The 15,586-nt window shown below is 72.7% G+C and carries 17 protein-coding genes and 1 pseudogene; 5 read left to right on the top strand and 13 right to left on the bottom strand.

All coding sequences use genetic code 11. The features are described from left to right. The first annotated feature begins 242 nt into the window (after positions 1-242). A complete protein-coding gene (locus E1262_RS29345; RefSeq protein ID WP_132107884.1) occupies positions 243-2,375 on the top strand; it encodes an alpha/beta hydrolase-fold protein in 2,133 nt (710 codons plus the stop codon). 56 nt (positions 2,376-2,431) lie between these two features. Here the strand turns inward: E1262_RS29345 and E1262_RS29340 are convergent, their stop codons facing one another. From E1262_RS29340 to E1262_RS29330, 3 genes are all read right to left on the bottom strand, one after another. Beyond that, the gene (locus tag E1262_RS29340) at positions 2,432-3,364 is read right to left on the bottom strand and encodes a tetratricopeptide repeat protein (RefSeq protein WP_132107883.1); all 933 of its coding nucleotides are present in this window, start codon (positions 3,362-3,364) and stop codon (positions 2,432-2,434) included. A 46-nt stretch (positions 3,365-3,410) separates the two neighbouring features. Beyond that, positions 3,411-3,590 carry a hypothetical protein gene (locus tag E1262_RS29335; RefSeq protein ID WP_132107882.1) on the bottom strand — a complete coding sequence of 60 codons (180 nt, stop codon included), beginning with the start codon at positions 3,588-3,590 and terminating at the stop codon, positions 3,411-3,413. Positions 3,591-3,657: 67 nt separating this feature from the next. Then, a complete protein-coding gene (locus E1262_RS29330; protein ID WP_132107881.1) occupies positions 3,658-5,367 on the bottom strand; it encodes a coenzyme B12-dependent isobutyryl-CoA mutase large subunit in 1,710 nt (569 codons plus the stop codon). A 71-nt stretch (positions 5,368-5,438) separates the two neighbouring features. Between E1262_RS29330 and E1262_RS29325 the strand changes: the two genes are divergently transcribed. After that, positions 5,439-5,894, top strand: a complete 456-nt coding sequence (locus tag E1262_RS29325) for an RrF2 family transcriptional regulator (RefSeq protein WP_132107880.1) — start codon at positions 5,439-5,441, stop codon at positions 5,892-5,894. An 85-nt stretch (positions 5,895-5,979) separates the two neighbouring features. Here the strand turns inward: E1262_RS29325 and E1262_RS29320 are convergent, their stop codons facing one another. Beyond that, the gene (locus E1262_RS29320) at positions 5,980-6,975 is read right to left on the bottom strand and encodes an ABC transporter permease (RefSeq protein ID WP_132107879.1); all 996 of its coding nucleotides are present in this window, start codon (positions 6,973-6,975) and stop codon (positions 5,980-5,982) included. A 101-nt stretch (positions 6,976-7,076) separates the two neighbouring features. Here E1262_RS29320 and E1262_RS29315 point away from each other — a divergent pair, with 101 nt between their 5' ends. Continuing rightward, on the top strand, positions 7,077-7,670 hold the full coding sequence (locus tag E1262_RS29315) for a TetR/AcrR family transcriptional regulator (RefSeq protein WP_132107878.1): 594 nt from the start codon (positions 7,077-7,079) through the stop codon (positions 7,668-7,670). Here E1262_RS29315 and E1262_RS29310 read toward each other — a convergent pair. From E1262_RS29310 to mce, 6 genes are all read right to left on the bottom strand, one after another. Then, complete coding sequence (locus E1262_RS29310; RefSeq protein WP_119660076.1) at positions 7,660-8,166, bottom strand: MarR family winged helix-turn-helix transcriptional regulator; 507 nt, start codon at positions 8,164-8,166, stop codon at positions 7,660-7,662. The two genes, E1262_RS29315 and E1262_RS29310, sit on opposite strands and share 11 nt — an antisense overlap. 11 nt (positions 8,167-8,177) lie before the next feature. Then, on the bottom strand, positions 8,178-8,876 hold the full coding sequence (locus tag E1262_RS29305) for a PH domain-containing protein (RefSeq protein WP_132107877.1): 699 nt from the start codon (positions 8,874-8,876) through the stop codon (positions 8,178-8,180). Positions 8,877-8,886: 10 nt separating this feature from the next. Continuing rightward, a complete protein-coding gene (locus tag E1262_RS30690) occupies positions 8,887-9,039 on the bottom strand; it encodes a hypothetical protein (protein WP_157574795.1) in 153 nt (50 codons plus the stop codon). A 104-nt stretch (positions 9,040-9,143) separates the two neighbouring features. Next, entirely contained in the window at positions 9,144-10,100 is a 957-nt protein-coding gene (gene meaB / locus E1262_RS29300) for a methylmalonyl Co-A mutase-associated GTPase MeaB (RefSeq protein ID WP_132107876.1), read from the bottom strand. Then, entirely contained in the window at positions 10,097-11,275 is a 1,179-nt protein-coding gene (locus tag E1262_RS29295; protein ID WP_132107875.1) for an acetyl-CoA C-acetyltransferase, read from the bottom strand. Before E1262_RS29295 ends, meaB begins: the two co-directional genes overlap by 4 nt. A gap of 46 nt (positions 11,276-11,321) precedes the next feature. Continuing rightward, positions 11,322-11,747 carry a methylmalonyl-CoA epimerase gene (mce, locus tag E1262_RS29290; protein ID WP_132107874.1) on the bottom strand — a complete coding sequence of 142 codons (426 nt, stop codon included), beginning with the start codon at positions 11,745-11,747 and terminating at the stop codon, positions 11,322-11,324. Between the two features lie 347 nt (positions 11,748-12,094). Here mce and E1262_RS29285 point away from each other — a divergent pair, with 347 nt between their 5' ends. Next, entirely contained in the window at positions 12,095-13,366 is a 1,272-nt protein-coding gene (locus tag E1262_RS29285) for a coiled-coil domain-containing protein (RefSeq protein WP_132107873.1), read from the top strand. Positions 13,367-13,527: 161 nt separating this feature from the next. On the opposite strand, the gene E1262_RS29280 is transcribed toward E1262_RS29285, so the two are convergent. After that, entirely contained in the window at positions 13,528-14,289 is a 762-nt protein-coding gene (locus tag E1262_RS29280) for an alpha/beta fold hydrolase (RefSeq protein ID WP_132107872.1), read from the bottom strand. 108 nt (positions 14,290-14,397) lie between these two features. Here E1262_RS29280 and E1262_RS32265 point away from each other — a divergent pair. Then, positions 14,398-14,616 (top strand): annotated as a pseudogene (locus tag E1262_RS32265) (hypothetical protein); the annotation flags it as partial. 13 nt (positions 14,617-14,629) lie between these two features. On the opposite strand, the gene E1262_RS29270 reads toward E1262_RS32265, so the two are convergent. Then, on the bottom strand, positions 14,630-14,863 hold the full coding sequence (locus E1262_RS29270; protein ID WP_132107871.1) for a hypothetical protein: 234 nt from the start codon (positions 14,861-14,863) through the stop codon (positions 14,630-14,632). Positions 14,864-14,888: 25 nt separating this feature from the next. Beyond that, a partial coding sequence (locus E1262_RS29265; protein ID WP_203454695.1) for a class F sortase occupies positions 14,889-15,586 on the bottom strand: 698 nt, incomplete at its 5' end.

Here is a 15,586-nt window from a genome sequence, read left to right as displayed (position 1 = left end):
CCCGTAACCCACCCACTCCCCGCCCCGGCCGCCGAATGACCACGTTGAGCAGGGGTGTTCACGCTCTGCGAGGCCCGCATGCCTGGCGATGCGTGGAGACGCCTAGGCCGACGCCCTCAGCCCTTGACGGGTCGCCGGGGCGCGTGCTGAAGTAGCGCCGATCTCCCAGGATCCGACACAGCCGGCCACTCTCGGTCGAGCGCGGAAACGTTTCCAGGATCCACGGCGCAAAGGAGCGACGCATGACGGGACGGAACCGAGCCACCGCGTTGGCGGCGGCATCGTTGCTGCTCGCGGCGGTGCACGTGACCACGTCGGGCTCCTCGCCGGAACCCGCCGCATCGTCCGCCTCGCCAACCCCCGAACCCGCCCACGGCACCGTCGTCACCGGGACGGCGCCCGCCGGGGCCGCCGGCGTCCCCGTCGAGTACGCCGCCTACCTGCCCGCCGGCTACGACGACGGCAGCGACGAGTACGCGACCATCTACCTGCTGCACGGCCGCGGCGACACGATGGCGGCCTGGCAGCAGGTCACCGCGGACCTCGACCAGCTGATCGCCGACGGCACCGTCCCGCCGCTGATCGCGGTCATGCCGGACGCGCCCTGGAGCGACCGCGGCAACTGGTACGTCGACTCCCAGCACACCGACGGCACAGCCGTCGAGACCGCGCTCAGCGGCGACCTCGTCGCGCATGTCGACGCCACCTACCGCACGGTCGCCGACCGCGACGCGCGCGCCGTCGGCGGCTACTCGATGGGCGGCTACGGCGCGCTGCGCTACGCGCTCGCCCACCAGGAGGTCTTCGCCGCCGGCATGGTGCTCAGCCCGGCGGTCTACGTGCCGCTACCGCCGGCCGACTCGTCGGCGCGCGAGTTCGGCGGGTTCGGCCGCGGCGACGCGCTGTTCGACGACGACGTGTACACCTCGCTTAACTACCCCGCGCTGCTGGACGCCGTCGACGCGGAGCTGACGACGCACCTGTTCATCGCGGTCGGCGACGACGAGTGGGCCAACCCCGCACCCGAGGACGCCCAGCACGACATCGACTTCGAGTCCGCCCGCCTCTACAACACCGCGAGACGGGTCGACGGCGTCACGGCGGAGCTGCGGATCCTCGACGGCGGGCACGACTGGGACGTCTGGCGGCCGGCGTTCCGCGAGGGCCTCGCCGACCTCGCCGGCCACCTGCGCACCACCGACCCGCTCCCTCTCCCCGGCGACATCACCGGCACCGGCGGCGACGACCGCGCCGGCGGCGTCGCGGTGACCGGCGACCTCACCGTCACAGCCGTCACCGAAGGCGGCGCCGACCCCGTCCTCACCGCCCATGACGGCGACGGCGCGCAGCGGTGGGCGCTGCCGCTCGCCACCCCGGCCGCCGACCGTCTCTACGGCCTGCACACCGGGCCGGACGGCGACCTCTACACGGCCGGCTACACCCGCGGCGACCTCGACGGACAGCACCCCGCCAACGCCCGCGACGACGCCGTCGCCGCCCGCGTCACGGCCGCCGGCCAGCTCGACTGGGTGACACAGTTCGGCGACCCGGCCGCCGCCGACCGCGGCTACGCGAGCGTCCCGGCGCCGGACGGCGGCCTGTACGTGGCCGGCTACACCGGCGGCAGCGTCGGCGGCACGACGAACGCCGGCGACAAGGACGCGCTGCTCGCCCGGCTCGGCCCGGACGGCGAACTGCTGTGGACGCGCCAGCTCGGCGGCGCCGGCGAGGACAAGGCGCTGGCCGTCACGATCGGCGCGGACCGGCGGGTCTACGTCGCCGGCGTGACCTCGCAGGCGATGCCGGGCGCGACGGCGCACGGCGGGCTCGACGCATGGGTCGCCCGGTTCACCGCCGACGGCGGGCAGGACTGGCTGAGCCAGTTCGGCACCGCCGAGTCCGATCAGTTCACCGCGCTCGCGCCGCTGCCGACGCAGGGCGTGGTCGCCGTCGGCCACACCGGCGGTGTGCTCGGCGCGGTGAGCGCCGGCGGCAACGACCAGCTCGCCGTCGCGGTGACGTCGTCGGGCCGGGCGCGCTGGATCATCCAGGACGGCACCGACGGCGACGACCGCGCTGCCGCCGTGCACGTGGGCGCGGACGGGACGATCACCGTCGCCGGTCACACCGACGGCCGGGTGGGCGTCAGCGCGGGCGGCGTCGACGTCGTCGTCAGCACGCTCGGCAACCGCGGGGAGATGCGCGAGCGGATCCAGTTCGGCACCCGGGAACGCGACGGCGCCGACGAGTGGGACGAGTCGAACCTCTACCTCAGCGGGGACGGCCGGCTGATCACCGGGTTGACGTTCGGCGGCCGCCACGGGCTCGGCGACGTGTTCACCGGCCCGCTGCCGCTGCCCCCGTCAGCCGGCTAGAAGAGGCGCCGCCCGGGGCGACCCATCCCCGAAGCCGCTGGCAGCCGTGGCCCCAGCTAAAACAGCGCGCTGGCGAGCGCCGACCGCGCCTTGACGACACGCGGGTCGGAGCCGCCGACGATGTCGAACAGCTCGACCACACGGACGCGGACCCGCTCGCGGTCGTCGCCGAAGACCCGGCGGACGGTGCCGATGAGCCGGTCGAACGCCTTGTCGACCTGGCCGGACACCACCTCGATGTCGGCGGCCAGCAGCTGGGTGTCGACGTCGGTCGGGTTCGCGTCGGCGGCGGCCACCGTGGCCGCGGCGTCGACGCCCGCCGTGCGGCGCAGCAGCTCGACCTGGGCCAGCCCGGCCTTCGCCTCGGCGTCGGCCGGCGACTCGGCCAGCACCTGCTGGTACGCCTCGGCGGCCTTGTCGAAGTCGCCGGCGTTGATGGCGTCGTAGGCGGCCTCGAACCGCGGGTCGACCGGCTCCTCGGCGACCTCGTCCTCGGCCGTGGCCGGCCCGCCGGCCCCCGGGATGGGATCGGATCGGCCGGCCACGCCGTTGGCGACGGCCATCTGGAGCAGCTGGTCGATGACCTGCTTGGCCTGCGCCTCGGGGATGGCACCCTGGAACAGCGGCACGAGCTGCCCGCGCAGCACCGCGACGACGGTGGGGATGCTCTGCACCTGCGCGGCCTGCGCGATGGCCTGGTTGGCGTCGACGTCGATCTTGGCGAGGACGAACCGGCCCTCGTACTGCGCGGCCAGGCGCTCGAGGATGGGCGAGAGCGTCTTGCAGGGCTCGCACCAGGTCGCCCAGAAGTCGATGACCACGGGCACCGACATGGACCGGGTGAGCACCTCGGACTGGAACGTCGCCTCGGTGACCTCGATGACGAAGCCACCGCCGGCGGCGCCCGGCGTGGACTGCTGCGGCTGCCCGCCGCCGTTCAGCGCGGACAGGTCGACGGCGCCGGGGCGGCTGAAACTCTGCGAGCTCATGCCCCTATCCTCCCCCGATCAGCCGCGCGCCTGCCACACGGGTCGTTCAGTCCCAGTAGGCACTGCTCCAATGGCGGGCGTCGACGGCATGCACGCGGGGCAGCGGGACGAGCGGCGCGGACGTGGCCGGCCGCGCGGGCTCGTCGCCGTCGGCGCGTCGGCGCAGCAGCCACGCATGCGCGAGCAGGACGGCGACCATGGCGGCCAGCAGGATCGGCACCAACATGCGGCCTCCCTGGTCGGAGCGCTGTTGCCCGCATGGTGGCAGATCGGGTGCGGGCAGTCCAGCCGGGTCAGAATCGGGCGGGTTCGAAGTAGACGCCCCATTCCGCGCGCAGGGCATCGCAGATCTCGCCCAGCGTCGCCTCGGCCCGGACCGCGTCGAGCATGGCCGGGACGATGTTCTCGTCCGTCCGCGCGACATCGACCATGGCGGCCAGCGCGGCCCGGACGGCAGCGTCGTCGCGCTCGGCGCGCCGCTTCGCCAGCACCTCCCGCTGGGCGTCCTCGACCTCGTGCGACACCCGCAGGATGTCCAGCTCACCGGTGACGGTGTCGGTGTGGACATTGACGCCGACGACGCGCTTGTCACCCTTCTCGACCCGCTGCTGGTGTTGGAAGGCCGACTCGGCGATCTCGCCGGTGAACCAGCCGTCCTCGATGCCGCGCAGGATGCCCGCCGTCATCGGGCCATAGGTGTCATGCCAGCGACGGTCCCGTTCGCCCATCGTGCGGATGCGGTCGAAGACCGCCTCGGCCTCCGCCTCGAGCCGGTCGGTGAGCGCCTCGACGTACCAGGAGCCGCCGAGCGGGTCGGCGACGTTCGCGACGCCGGTCTCCTCCATCAGCACCTGCTGGGTGCGCAGCGCGATCTCGGCCGCGGACTCCGTCGGCAGCGCCAGCACCTCGTCGAGCGCGTTGGTGTGCAGCGAGTTCGTCCCGCCGAGCACCGCCGCGAGCGCCTCGACCGCCGTCCGGACGACGTTGTTGTACGGCTGCTGCCCCGTCAGCGAGACGCCGGCGGTCTGGGTGTGGAACCGCAGCCACTGCGCCTTGTCCGTCTTCGCCCCGTAGACGTCGCGCATCCAGCGCGCCCAGATGCGGCGGGCGGCGCGGAACTTGGCGATCTCCTCGAAGAAGTCGACGTGCGCGTCGAAGAAGAACGACAGCCCGGGCGCGAACAGGTCGACGTCGAGGCCGCGCGACAGCCCGAGCTCCACGTAGCCGAACCCGTCGGCCAGCGTGAAGGCCAGCTCCTGCGCGGCCGTCGAACCGGCCTCGCGGATGTGGTAGCCCGACACCGACAGCGGCTTGTAGTCCGGCACGTTCGCCGCGCAGTACTCCATCAGGTCGCCGATGAGGCGCAGGTGCGGCTCGGGCTCGAACAGCCACTCCTTCTGCGCGATGTACTCCTTGAAGATGTCCGTCTGCAGCGTCCCGTTGAGGTCGCCGACGGCCACGCCCTGCCGCTCCGCCGCGACGACGTACATGCAGAAGATCGGGACGGCCGGCCCGCTGATCGTCATCGACGTGGTGACGTCGCCCAGCGGGATACCGTCGAACAGATCGTCCATGTCAGCCGCCGAGTCGATGGCGACGCCGCAGTGCCCCACCTCGCCGAGGCTGCGCGCGTCGTCGGAGTCGCGCCCCATCAGCGTCGGCATGTCGAACGCGACCGACAGCCCGCCGCCGCCGGAGCGCAGGATCATCTTGTAGCGCTCGTTGGTCTGCGTTGCGTTGCCGAAGCCGGCGAACTGGCGGATCGTCCACGCCCGGCCGCGGTACCCCGTCGAGTAGAGGCCGCGGGTGAACGGGTACTCGCCCGGCCAGCCGATGCGCTCGAACCGGGGGTCGTCGGTGCCCTCGGGCGGCCCGTACACGGGGTCGACCTCGGTGCCGGACAGCGTGGTGAAGTCGGTGTCGCGCACCTTGCCGGCCGCGATGGCGGCGTCGAGCCTGGCCTGCCAGCGTCGGCGCCCCTCAGCGATCTCGTGGGCATCCATGATGGGATCTCCATTTAGTTGGACGTCCTAGTAACTAGCTCCATCGTACTCGCAGTGGAATGATCGGGCTCGTGCACATCACAGCGCGCGCCGACTACGCCGTCCGGGCGGTCGTGCAGCTCGCCTCGCTGCAGCCGGCGTCGGCCACCCGGCAGCAGTTGGCCGAAGCGCAGGACATCCCCGGCAAGTTCCTCGAGACCATCCTCGGCGACCTCCGCCGGGCCGGCATCCTCGACGCCCAGCGCGGCGCCACCGGCGGCTACCGGCTGACCAAGCCACCGGCCGAGATCACCATCGCCGACATCGTCCGGGCCACCGAGGGCCCCCTGGCCGCCGTGCGCGGCATGCCACCCGAGGACACCATCTACCCGGGTCCGGCCCAGCCGCTCACCCGCGTCTGGGTGGCGGTCCGGGCCAGCCTGCGCGAGGTGCTGGAACACACGACGGTGGCCGACGTCATCGCCGACCGCCTCCCGGAGCACGTGATCGAACTCCAGAAGCGCCCCGACTCCTGGACCCGCCGCTGACCCTGCTGTCCTGAACTCCCGTGATCATCAAGGATCGACCCCGTCATGGCGTGGTCGATCCTTGATGATCATGGGAGCGCCAACGTCAGGCCCGGCCGAACGACGCCTCCTCGACCTCGGCCGACGGCTCGGCGGCCGGGGCCGGAGCACGCCGCGCGCCGACCATCGCCAACACCAGGCCGAGCACGATCCACCCACTCAGCACGAGCAGCGGCTGACCCGCCGCCGCCCCGTCGAAGAAGGACGTCGACCGTAGCAGCGACCCGCCCGCCCCCGGCGGCAGGTACTGGCCGAACGCGCCCCACCCGGACGGCAGCAGCTCCGGCGCGGACGTCACCCCCGATAGCGGGTTGCCGAGCAGCAGGAACGTCGCCGCGCCGAGGGCCGCCCCCGCGTGTCCCAGCAGGGTGTGCAGGCCGATCAGCGCCACCGACGCGGCGGCGAGCGTGAGCGTGAACGCGCCGGCGTTGGCCCACCAGCTCCCCTCCAGCACGCCGAGCCAGATCTGCATGACGGCGACCGCGACGGCGCCGCCGCCCAGTGCCGCCACGCCGGCGCCCACCAGCCGCCGTCCCACCCCCGAAACGACGAAGCTCATCGCGGCGCCGATGGCGATGCCGCCCATCACCATCGGCAGGGCGCCGGAGCTGAACCCGGTGCCGCGCGGGTCGTCGGAGGGCAGCGGCGCGACGTCCTCGACCACCGGGCCGGCGGGCGCCTCCCCGGACGACGCTGCCATCGACGTCGCCACGCCCTGCAGCAGCTGCGCTACCACGGGCCCGCCGGCCGACGCCGTCAGCACGGTCGGCGGGCCGGACGGCGACAGGACGACCGCGCCGTACACGTCGCGGTCGGCGATCGCGTCGCGCGCCTCCTCCTCGGACGCCACGGCGTCGACGGAGAAGCCGTCCGGCGCGGCCTGGTCGAGCTGCTCCGTCACCGCGGCGACGGCCTCGGGCGGTCCGGCGACGGCGATGGGCACGTCGCGCGGAGCGATCTCCGAGCTCGGCCACACGAACGCGGTGACCAGGACCCCGATGACGACGGACAGGCCCAGCGCGATGCCGATGACCCTGCGCATGGTTGCCTCCACAATGTAAAACGAACGGTCGTTCTCCATTAACCACTCTGAGCCATGCCGCTTCGCGTGTCAAGAACGACCGTTCGTTTTATGATGAGTTCATGCCCCGTGTCTCCGAAGCCCATCTCGCCGCTCGGCGGCAGCAGATCCTCGAAGCCGCCTGGCGGTGCTTCAGCCGCCAGGGCTTCCACGCCACATCCATGCAGGACGTCTTCGCGGAGTCGGGGATGTCGGCCGGGGCGGTCTACCGGTACTTCCCCAGCAAAGCCGACCTCGTCCGCACAACGGCGGAGGGCATCGCGGGCATCGCCGACGAGGAGTTCCAGGAGATGCTGGCGTCGGACCCCGTCCCGCGGCCGGACGAAGCGCTACGCCGCGCGCTCGTCCACATCACGGCGCGGACGGCGTCCGAGGGCGTCGCCGACCGGACGAAGATCGCGCTGCACGTGTGGTCGGAGGCGATCCGCGACGACGAGATCCGCAGCATCGTGACGATCATCGCCGACCGCCTCATCGGGCGGTGGGCCGAACTGGCCGAGCGCTGGCGCGAGGCCGGTTACCTCGCCGCCGACGCCGATCCGCAGCAGGTCGCGAGCACGATGTACGGCGTCATGATCGGCTTCGTCGCCCAGCGGCACATCCTGGGCATCGAGACCGACGACTACCTCGACGGCTTCAGCGCGCTCAGTCGCTGAAGTCCCCGGCGGCCACTCGCAGCCCGCGCAGGATGTCGAACACCTGCTTGCGGTCGTCGCCGCCCAGCGCGCGCAGGCCGAACTCGGCCTCCATCAGCTCGGTGGTGACCCGGCCGACGGCGTCGCGGCCGGACTGCGTGATGCGGGCGAGCGTGCCGCGGCCGTCGCGCGGGTTCGGCTCGCGGGTGACGAAGCCGGCGGTCTCGAGCCTCTGGATGGTGTTGGTGACGCTGGTCGGGTGCACCATGAGGCGCTCGCCGATCTTCGCCATCGGCAGCGCGCCGGTGCGGCTGAAGCTGAGCAGCACGAGCGCCTCGTAGCGGGCGAAGGTGAGCCCGTACGGCCGGCAGATGCGGTCGAACTCACCGATCAGCAGTTGCTGCACCCGCATGATCGAGGTGGCCGCGGCCATCGCGTCGGACGGCCCGAACCGCTCCCGCCAGATCGACGCCGCACGCTCGATCGGGTCGAAGTCCAGGTCCAGTGGCTCCGCCATGGGAACCCAACCTAGTAGACGCCTTGCCGGCGCCGCGCGCTGACCGGTCCCGGCTTGCGCGGATGGTCCGGGCGACGCGGGTTCTTCTTCTTGGGCTCCTCGGCCGCCGGGGCCGACGCGCCGGTGGCCTCACGCCGCAGCGCGTGGATGACGCGGGCGACGTCGTTGGGCCGCGGGATGTAGTGGATGTCGCGCACGCCCTGCTCCTGCGCGGCGTTCTCCAGCACCAGGTGGCCGGAGAAGAACGGCCGCAGCCACCACGGCCGCACGACGGTGATGTCGAGCAGCCGGACGATCTCCATCTCGGCCTCGTTGAGGGAGAACAGCCCCCACACGCGGAACACCCGGGAGTCGGTGACGACGAACCGGTCGCGCGCGATGTACAGCGACTTGATCAGCGCCCAGCCGAGCAGCCCGGCGGCGGCCACCAGCGGCAGCCAGGCCAGCCGCGCCTCCATGAACGGGGTGACGACGAGCAGCAGGAGGCCACCGAGCGCGGCCAGCGCCGGCAGGACGTACAGGATCGCGCTGTGCTTGCACTCGGCGACGATCTCCTCGCCGGCGACCAGCTTCCGCTTGACCAGCCGGTGCCCGAACCACGAGGTGAAGTTGCGCCAGAACAGCCGGAGCAGGCCGTCCTCGGCGACGCGGTCGAGCCAGCGGACGAACCCGTCGGTCAGCCCGTCGAGAGTCCTCCTGGGCGTCCACATGGCGCGGGACTCAGAACAACTCGGTGAAGAACGTCATCACGGCGTCGAAGAAGTCGGCGATGCCGTTGCCGATCTCACCGAGCAGGTCGGCGAGACCCTCGGGCTCGGTGAGCACGAAGTAGACCAGAAACGCGATACCCAGGATGATGAGCGCTTTCCTCACTGCATCATCCTTTCGTACCGGGGCGCGCGGACGAGGCCCGCCACGCGCGCTGCTTCCTGACTTTGTACCTCACGTTGGCCCGAAGACCCCAGCGCCACGCCGGATCATGACACAGCGGCGACGATCTTCTCCGCCGCGGCGTACGGATCCAGCTCGCCGGCCAGCACGTCGCGAGCGAGGTCGTCGAGCCGTTCGTCGCCGTGCAGCCCGGCGAACCGGCGGCGCAGGTCGGTGACGGCGATCGCCTCGATCTCGTCGCGGGCGCGGCGGACCCGGCGGCGCTCCGCCTCACCGCTGCCGACGGCCCAGCTCCGGTGCGCGGCGATGGCCTCGACCAGTTCGTCGGTGCCCTCGCCGCGCGAGGCGACGGTGCTGACGATCGGCTGACGCCAGTCGCCCGGCGCCCGCTCGGCCAGCCGCACGGTGCTGCGGAGGTCGCGGACGACCTGGTCGGCGCCGTCGCGGTCGGCCTTGTTGACCACGAACACGTCGCCGACCTCGAGGATGCCCGCCTTCGCCGCCTGCACGCCGTCGCCCAGGCCGGGCGCGAGGAGTACGAGCGTGGTGTCGGCCAGTGCGGCGACCTCGACCTCGGACTGACCGACGCCGACGGTCTCGACGAGCACGACGTCGCAGCCGGCGGCGTCGAGTACCCGGACCGCCTGCGGCGTGGCCCACGCCAGGCCGCCGAGATGCCCGCGCGTGGCCATGGACCGGATGAACACGCCGCGGTCGGTCGCGTGGTCCTGCATGCGCACGCGGTCGCCGAGCAGCGCGCCGCCGGTGAACGGCGAGGACGGGTCGACGGCCAGCACGCCGACCCGGAGGTCCTGCGCCCGGTAGGCGCCGACGAGCGCCGAGGTGACGGTGGACTTGCCGACGCCCGGTGCGCCGGTGATGCCGACGACGGACGCGGACCCGGCGTGCGCGACCAGCTCGGCGGTGAGCTCACGCAGGCCCGGCGCGCCGTTCTCGACCAGCGAGACCAGCCGGGCGACGGCGCGCGGGTCGCCGTTCGCCGCCCGTTCGACCAGGCCGGAACCGGCCGCGGACACCGTCACGGCACCCGCAGCACCAGCGCGTCGCCCTGGCCGCCGCCTCCGCACAGTCCCGCGGCGCCCACCCCGCCGCCGCGGCGGCCCAGCTCCAGCGCCAGGTGCAGCACGAGCCGCGCGCCGGACATGCCGATGGGGTGACCCATCGCGATGGCGCCGCCGTTGACGTTGACCTTCGCGGGGTCGAGGCCCAGCTCGCGCGTGCTGGCGATGCCGACGGCCGCGAACGCCTCGTTGATCTCGACGAGATCGAGGTCCGCCGGGTGGATGCCCTCCTTGGCGCAGGCCGCCTGGATGGCCCGGGCCGGCTGGCTCTGCAGCGTGGAGTCGGGGCCCGCCACGACGCCGTGCGCGCCGACATGGGCGATCGGGGTGACGCCGAGTTCGGCGGCCTTCGCCTCGCTCATGACGACGACCGCGGCGGCGCCGTCGGAGAGCTGCGACGCCGAGCCGGCGGTGATGGTGCCGTCGGCCCGGAAGCTCGGCTTCAGCCGGCCCAGCGTTTCGGCCGTGGTGTCGGCGCGGATGCCCTCGTCGCGAACCACCAAGGTCGGCTCGGCTGTGCTTCCACGGCGCTGCGGCACCTCGACGGGGACGACCTCGTCGGCGAACAGGCCGTTCTTCCAGGCGGCGGCCGCGCGCTGGTGTGACGCGGCGGCGAACTCGTCCTGCTCCTCGCGCGTGAGCGTGCGGTTTGCCGACTCCGTCAGCGCCCCCATCGCCTGGTCGGTGAAGATGTCGTACAGGCCGTCGTAGGACATGTGGTCCAGCAGCGTGACGTCGCCGAACTTGAAGCCCTGCCGCGACTTGGGCAGCAGGTGCGGGGCGTTCGTCATGGACTCCATGCCGCCGGCCACGACGACGTCGAACTCGCCGGCGCGGATCAGCTGCGCGGCCAGCGCGATGGCGTCGAGCCCGGACAGGCACACCTTGTTGACGGTGAGCGCGGGCACCGTCATCGGGATGCCAGCCTTGACCGCCGCCTGGCGCGCGGCGATCTGGCCGGCGCCGGCCTGCAGCACCTGGCCCATGATCACGTACTCGACGTGGCCGGGTGCGACGCCGGACTTCGCCAGCGCGGCCTCGATGGCGAACCCACCGAGGTCGGTGGCCGAGAAGCCGGACAGCGAACCCAGCAGCTTCCCGATCGGGGTGCGTGCCCCACCGGCGATGACGGCCATGCGTCCTCCTCGACGTGCCTACGTGAACCTACGGTAACGCCGCGGGTCAGTGCGCCGCGGGCTGCACCAGCTCGACCAGCACGCCGCCGGCGTCCTTCGGGTGCACGAAGTTCACCAGCGACCCGGCGGTGCCACGACGGGCGGAGTCGTAGAGCAGCCGCAATCCCTGCGCGCGCAGCGTCGCGGCCACCGCCTCGACGTCGTCGACCCGGTAGGCCAGCTGCTGGATGCCGGGCCCGCGGGTGTCGAGGAACCCGGCGATCGCGGAGTCGGGACGCAACGGCGCGAGCAGCTGCAGCCGCGGGCCGTCGTCGCCGTCAGATACCCGCAGCATCGCCTCGCGGACGCCCTGCTCCTCGTTGCGTTCCTCGTGCTCGAGCTCCATGCCGAAGTGCTCGCGGTACCACTCGACGGCGGCGTCGAGGTCGGCGACCGCCACCCCGATGTGGTCGATCGTCGTGAACAGCCCCATGTCCAGAACATTACGGCGCTGGGGCGTCCGGACGAGAATTCGGCGGATCTGTCCCAACCGGTGGTGAGTTCGCATTTGGACAACTAACGTGTGCACCTTGGAGGCCAGAGGTCGACCTCCGGAGGGATGCCCCAGCCCGACTCGCCCCACCGATCCCCTCAAGCCGTCAGCCCGCGGTGTGCGGACGTCCACCGCCATCGGCACCGGCGCAGTTTCGGAGTAGTCTGCGTTGCTATCCGAGGGGCTCGGCGTCCGTGACGGGGAAGACCCGGGCAAGCACCTCGACGGATTCGACAACCAATGACGTGTGCCTGCCCCACGGGGTGGCACCCCCGATGAGGGAGAACATGAGCGAGGTAAGGGAAGTGGCGGTCAGGGAGACGGGCGCGGACGGCCTGTCGATCTTCGACGGCTCGCCGACGGGCGGGTTCACCATCGCGATGCGTGGCTACGACCGGGTCCAGGTCGAGCAGCACGTGCGGCAACTGGAGGCGACGCTCGCGCAGACGCGCGGCCGCGCCAACGAGCTCGACAAGCAGGTCGTGCGGCTCCGTCAGGAGCTCGCCGAGGCCAGCACCGAGCTCCGCGAGGTCGAACGGCCGACCTACTCCGGGCTCGGCGCCCGGATAGAGCAGCTCCTGCGCCTCGCCGAGGAACAGGCGAGCGAGCTGATCGCCCAGGCCGACGCCGAGGCCAGCGAGACCCGCGCCGAGGCGCAGGTCATCGCCACCGAGCTACGCACCGCGGCCGAGAACGAGGCCAGCGAGCTGCAGGCGAACGCCAAGCGCGCCGCCGACGAGCTCATCGACGAGGCCCGCATCGAGGCCGAGGAGGTCCGCTCGGCCGCCAATCGCGAGGCCTCGAACCTGGTCGAGACCGCCAAGCGCGAGGCCGCCAAGGTCCGCTCGGCCATCGATCACGAGACCAGCGAGCGCCGGGCGCAGGCCGAGCGCGAGCTGAGCCGGCTGCGCGCGGTCGCCGAGCGCGAGGTCACCGAGATGCGCGCCACCGCCAAGCGTGAGGTCGACGACCAGCGCACCACCGCCAAGCGCGAGGCCGAGTCCATGCGCGCCAAGGCCCAGGCGATCCTCGACGAGGCGCAGCTGAAGGCCGAGAAGGAGAACACCGAGCACGAGCTGCTCTTGGTCGCCAAGCGCGAAGAACTCGAGCGCGAGATCAACGAGCGCTACGAGGCCTCCGTCGCCGAGACGCAGAAGCTGGTGCACGACGCCGAGAACCGCGCTGCCGACGCCGAGGCCCGTGCGGCCGCCGCGCACGAGCGCGCCGAGAAGGTCCGCCGCGAGGCCGACGAGCAGGCCAAGGCCCTGGTCGCCGGTGCCAAGCGCAACGCCGAGCAGCTGGTCGCCGAGGCCAAGGCGCACGCCGAGAACACCGTCTCCGAGGCCAAGTCCGAGGCGACGTCCACGCTGACCGCCGCCAAGCGCGAGGTCGCCGAGCTCAACCGGCAGCGCGACAGCATCACCGCGCACCTCAGCCAGCTGCGCAGCCTGCTGGGCGGCCTGGCCCCGGTCGACCCGACCCCCGCGGTCGGCGGCTCCAGCAAGTCCGACGACGTCGTCGACGCCGAACTGGTCGACGACCCCGGCTCGGACAAGTAGGCACGACCGACCCCGACGGCCGGTCGCGTCCTCCTCGAGGCAGGACGCGACCGGCCGTCGTCGTGCCGTGCGGCCGTGAGCCGCGTGGGAAACGGCAGGGCCCTGGCCTATGACTTCTCCCGCCTCCCCAGGAATGCATGCCTGGTAGAGCGGGTAGGGCCCTACTTCACGTGATCATCTACAGCCGCGCGGAGGATCTCCGCGACGACGTCGGGCCGCTCCAGCGGCGAGAGGTGCCCGGCGTCGTCGACGACGTGCACCGGCACCCCGCCGAGTGCTGCGGCCATGGCCGCGGCCTCGTCGCGGCCGATCAGTGTGTCCTCGGCGCCGACGATGACGGTGCTCGGCGTCAGGCCGCGCGCGGCGGCGTCGCGCAGTGTGCCGAACGACGGCGGCCGCGCGGCCATCGCCCGCTGCGCCCAGGCGACGCCGTCCGGCGGGGCGCCGTCCAGCCAGTCCGTCACCCGCGCGACGAGGTCGGGCCGATCCCGCCGGGTGGTCTCGCCGAGCAGCGTGTCGAGCATGGGCCGCAGCGCCCGGCCGCCGTGCCGCTCGACCGCGTCGGCGACGCGCAGCCGGTTCGCCCTCGCCTCGTCGGTGTCCTCGCTCGCCTTGGTGTCGATGAGCACGACGCCGGCGACCAGCTCCGGGTGCTGTCGCAGCAGCGCCATCGTCACGTAACCGCCCAGCGACAGCCCGCCGACGACCGCCCGCTCGACGCCGCGCGCGGCCAGCTCGGCGGCGACATCGTCGGCGTAGGTGTCGAGGGACGGCTCGCCGCCGCCGGAGTCGTCGAGGCCGGGGCCGCCGAACCCGCGCAGCGCCGGCCGGATCAGCGTCGTGCCTGGCAGCCGGTCCGCGAGGCCGTCGTACACGGCGGGCGTGAACGGGAACGCGTGGATCAGGACGAGCGGCAAGCTCATCCCCCGACCCTAGCCGCCCACATCACGTTGATCTTGGAGTAACCGTGGGGTTGCCGGGCGATTCGTCCGATTGATTCCACGGTTGCTCCAAGATCAACTTCTCGGAGTGGGGAGGTCACGGTCAGCCGGCCGTCGGACGCACTGGCCGCGACCGACGAGACGCTGACGACGCTGCTGCTGGCGCTCGGTGGCGTTGCCCTGCTGGTCGGCGGCATCGGGGTGGCCAACACCATGGTGATCGCGATCGTCGTCGGCGCCCTCGCCGGGGCGTATCCCGCGTCCCGGGCCGCCCGGATGCCCCCGACCGCAGTGCTGACGACGGTGTGAGCCCGCCCACCGTTCAGCGGCGGCGCCGGTGGCGGGCCTTCCAGCAGCCGGTATGCCAGTGCCGCCGCTCGTCGATGCCCTCGCCGGTGAACGAGAGGGTGACCGTCGGCCACGCCACGATGTGCGGCGTGGCCGGCCGGATCAGCTGGTCGCAGCCGGGACACCGGTACGCCTTCGTCGACGCGCTGCCGGTGATGCGGCGGACCACCCACTCGCCGTCCGGGCCGGACTCGATGCTCTCGTGCACGACTCCATGGTCGTACACCACGTGGTCAGGTCGGCATGGCGGTGACGACCACGTTGGAGCGGAAGGCCGTCCCGTCCCAGTCGGCGCAGGTCACGAGCACGAGGCGGCCGGGTACGTCCTGGGCGAACAGCTCCTCCGCACGGGTCGCGAGGTCGGCCGGCGACATCGTCTCGACCTCCGCGACCCGGTACCACTGCTCTACGTCCGGCCCGCTGACGAGGACGTTGTCGTTCGGCCGGAGGCGCGCGACGGTGTTGAAGGCCGCCTCGCCGCCCTCGACGGCGTGGCCGACCACGACGGCCGAGCCGAGTTCGGCGCCGGGCGCGGCGCCGTCGAGCCACCAGCCCGCCAGCAGTGGGTCCCTGGGCGGCAGCAGGACGCGGTCGGCGTCGCTGGCGATCTCGATGACCGGCGCCTGCGTTCCCAGAAGCGGCAGCTGCAGCGTCCAGCGGCCCTCGGCCGTGCCGACCGGCTCGCCGGGGACGGCCGACTGCTCGGTCGGGTCGTAGGTGGCCGACGGCTCCGGGGTGGACGCGGCGCCCGGTCGCTCTGCGCCGTCGAGCCGGCTCATGCCCCACCAGGCTGCCAGCGCCAGCAGCACCGGGGCGAGCAGCCAGGGCAGCACGCGCGGTCTCGGCCGGCGATGTCGCGGCGCCGACCGGGCCTCGTCGGGCGCCGGGCCGGCGCGGTCCGGTATCGACGGCGGAGGTGGCGGGACGGGCG

The organism is Jiangella aurantiaca, assembly GCF_004349105.1.
In the GTDB taxonomy this organism is placed as follows: domain Bacteria; phylum Actinomycetota; class Actinomycetes; order Jiangellales; family Jiangellaceae; genus Jiangella; species Jiangella aurantiaca.
Note: the sequence above shows the minus strand (reverse complement) of the source record. Positions and strands in the feature narration are given on the sequence as shown.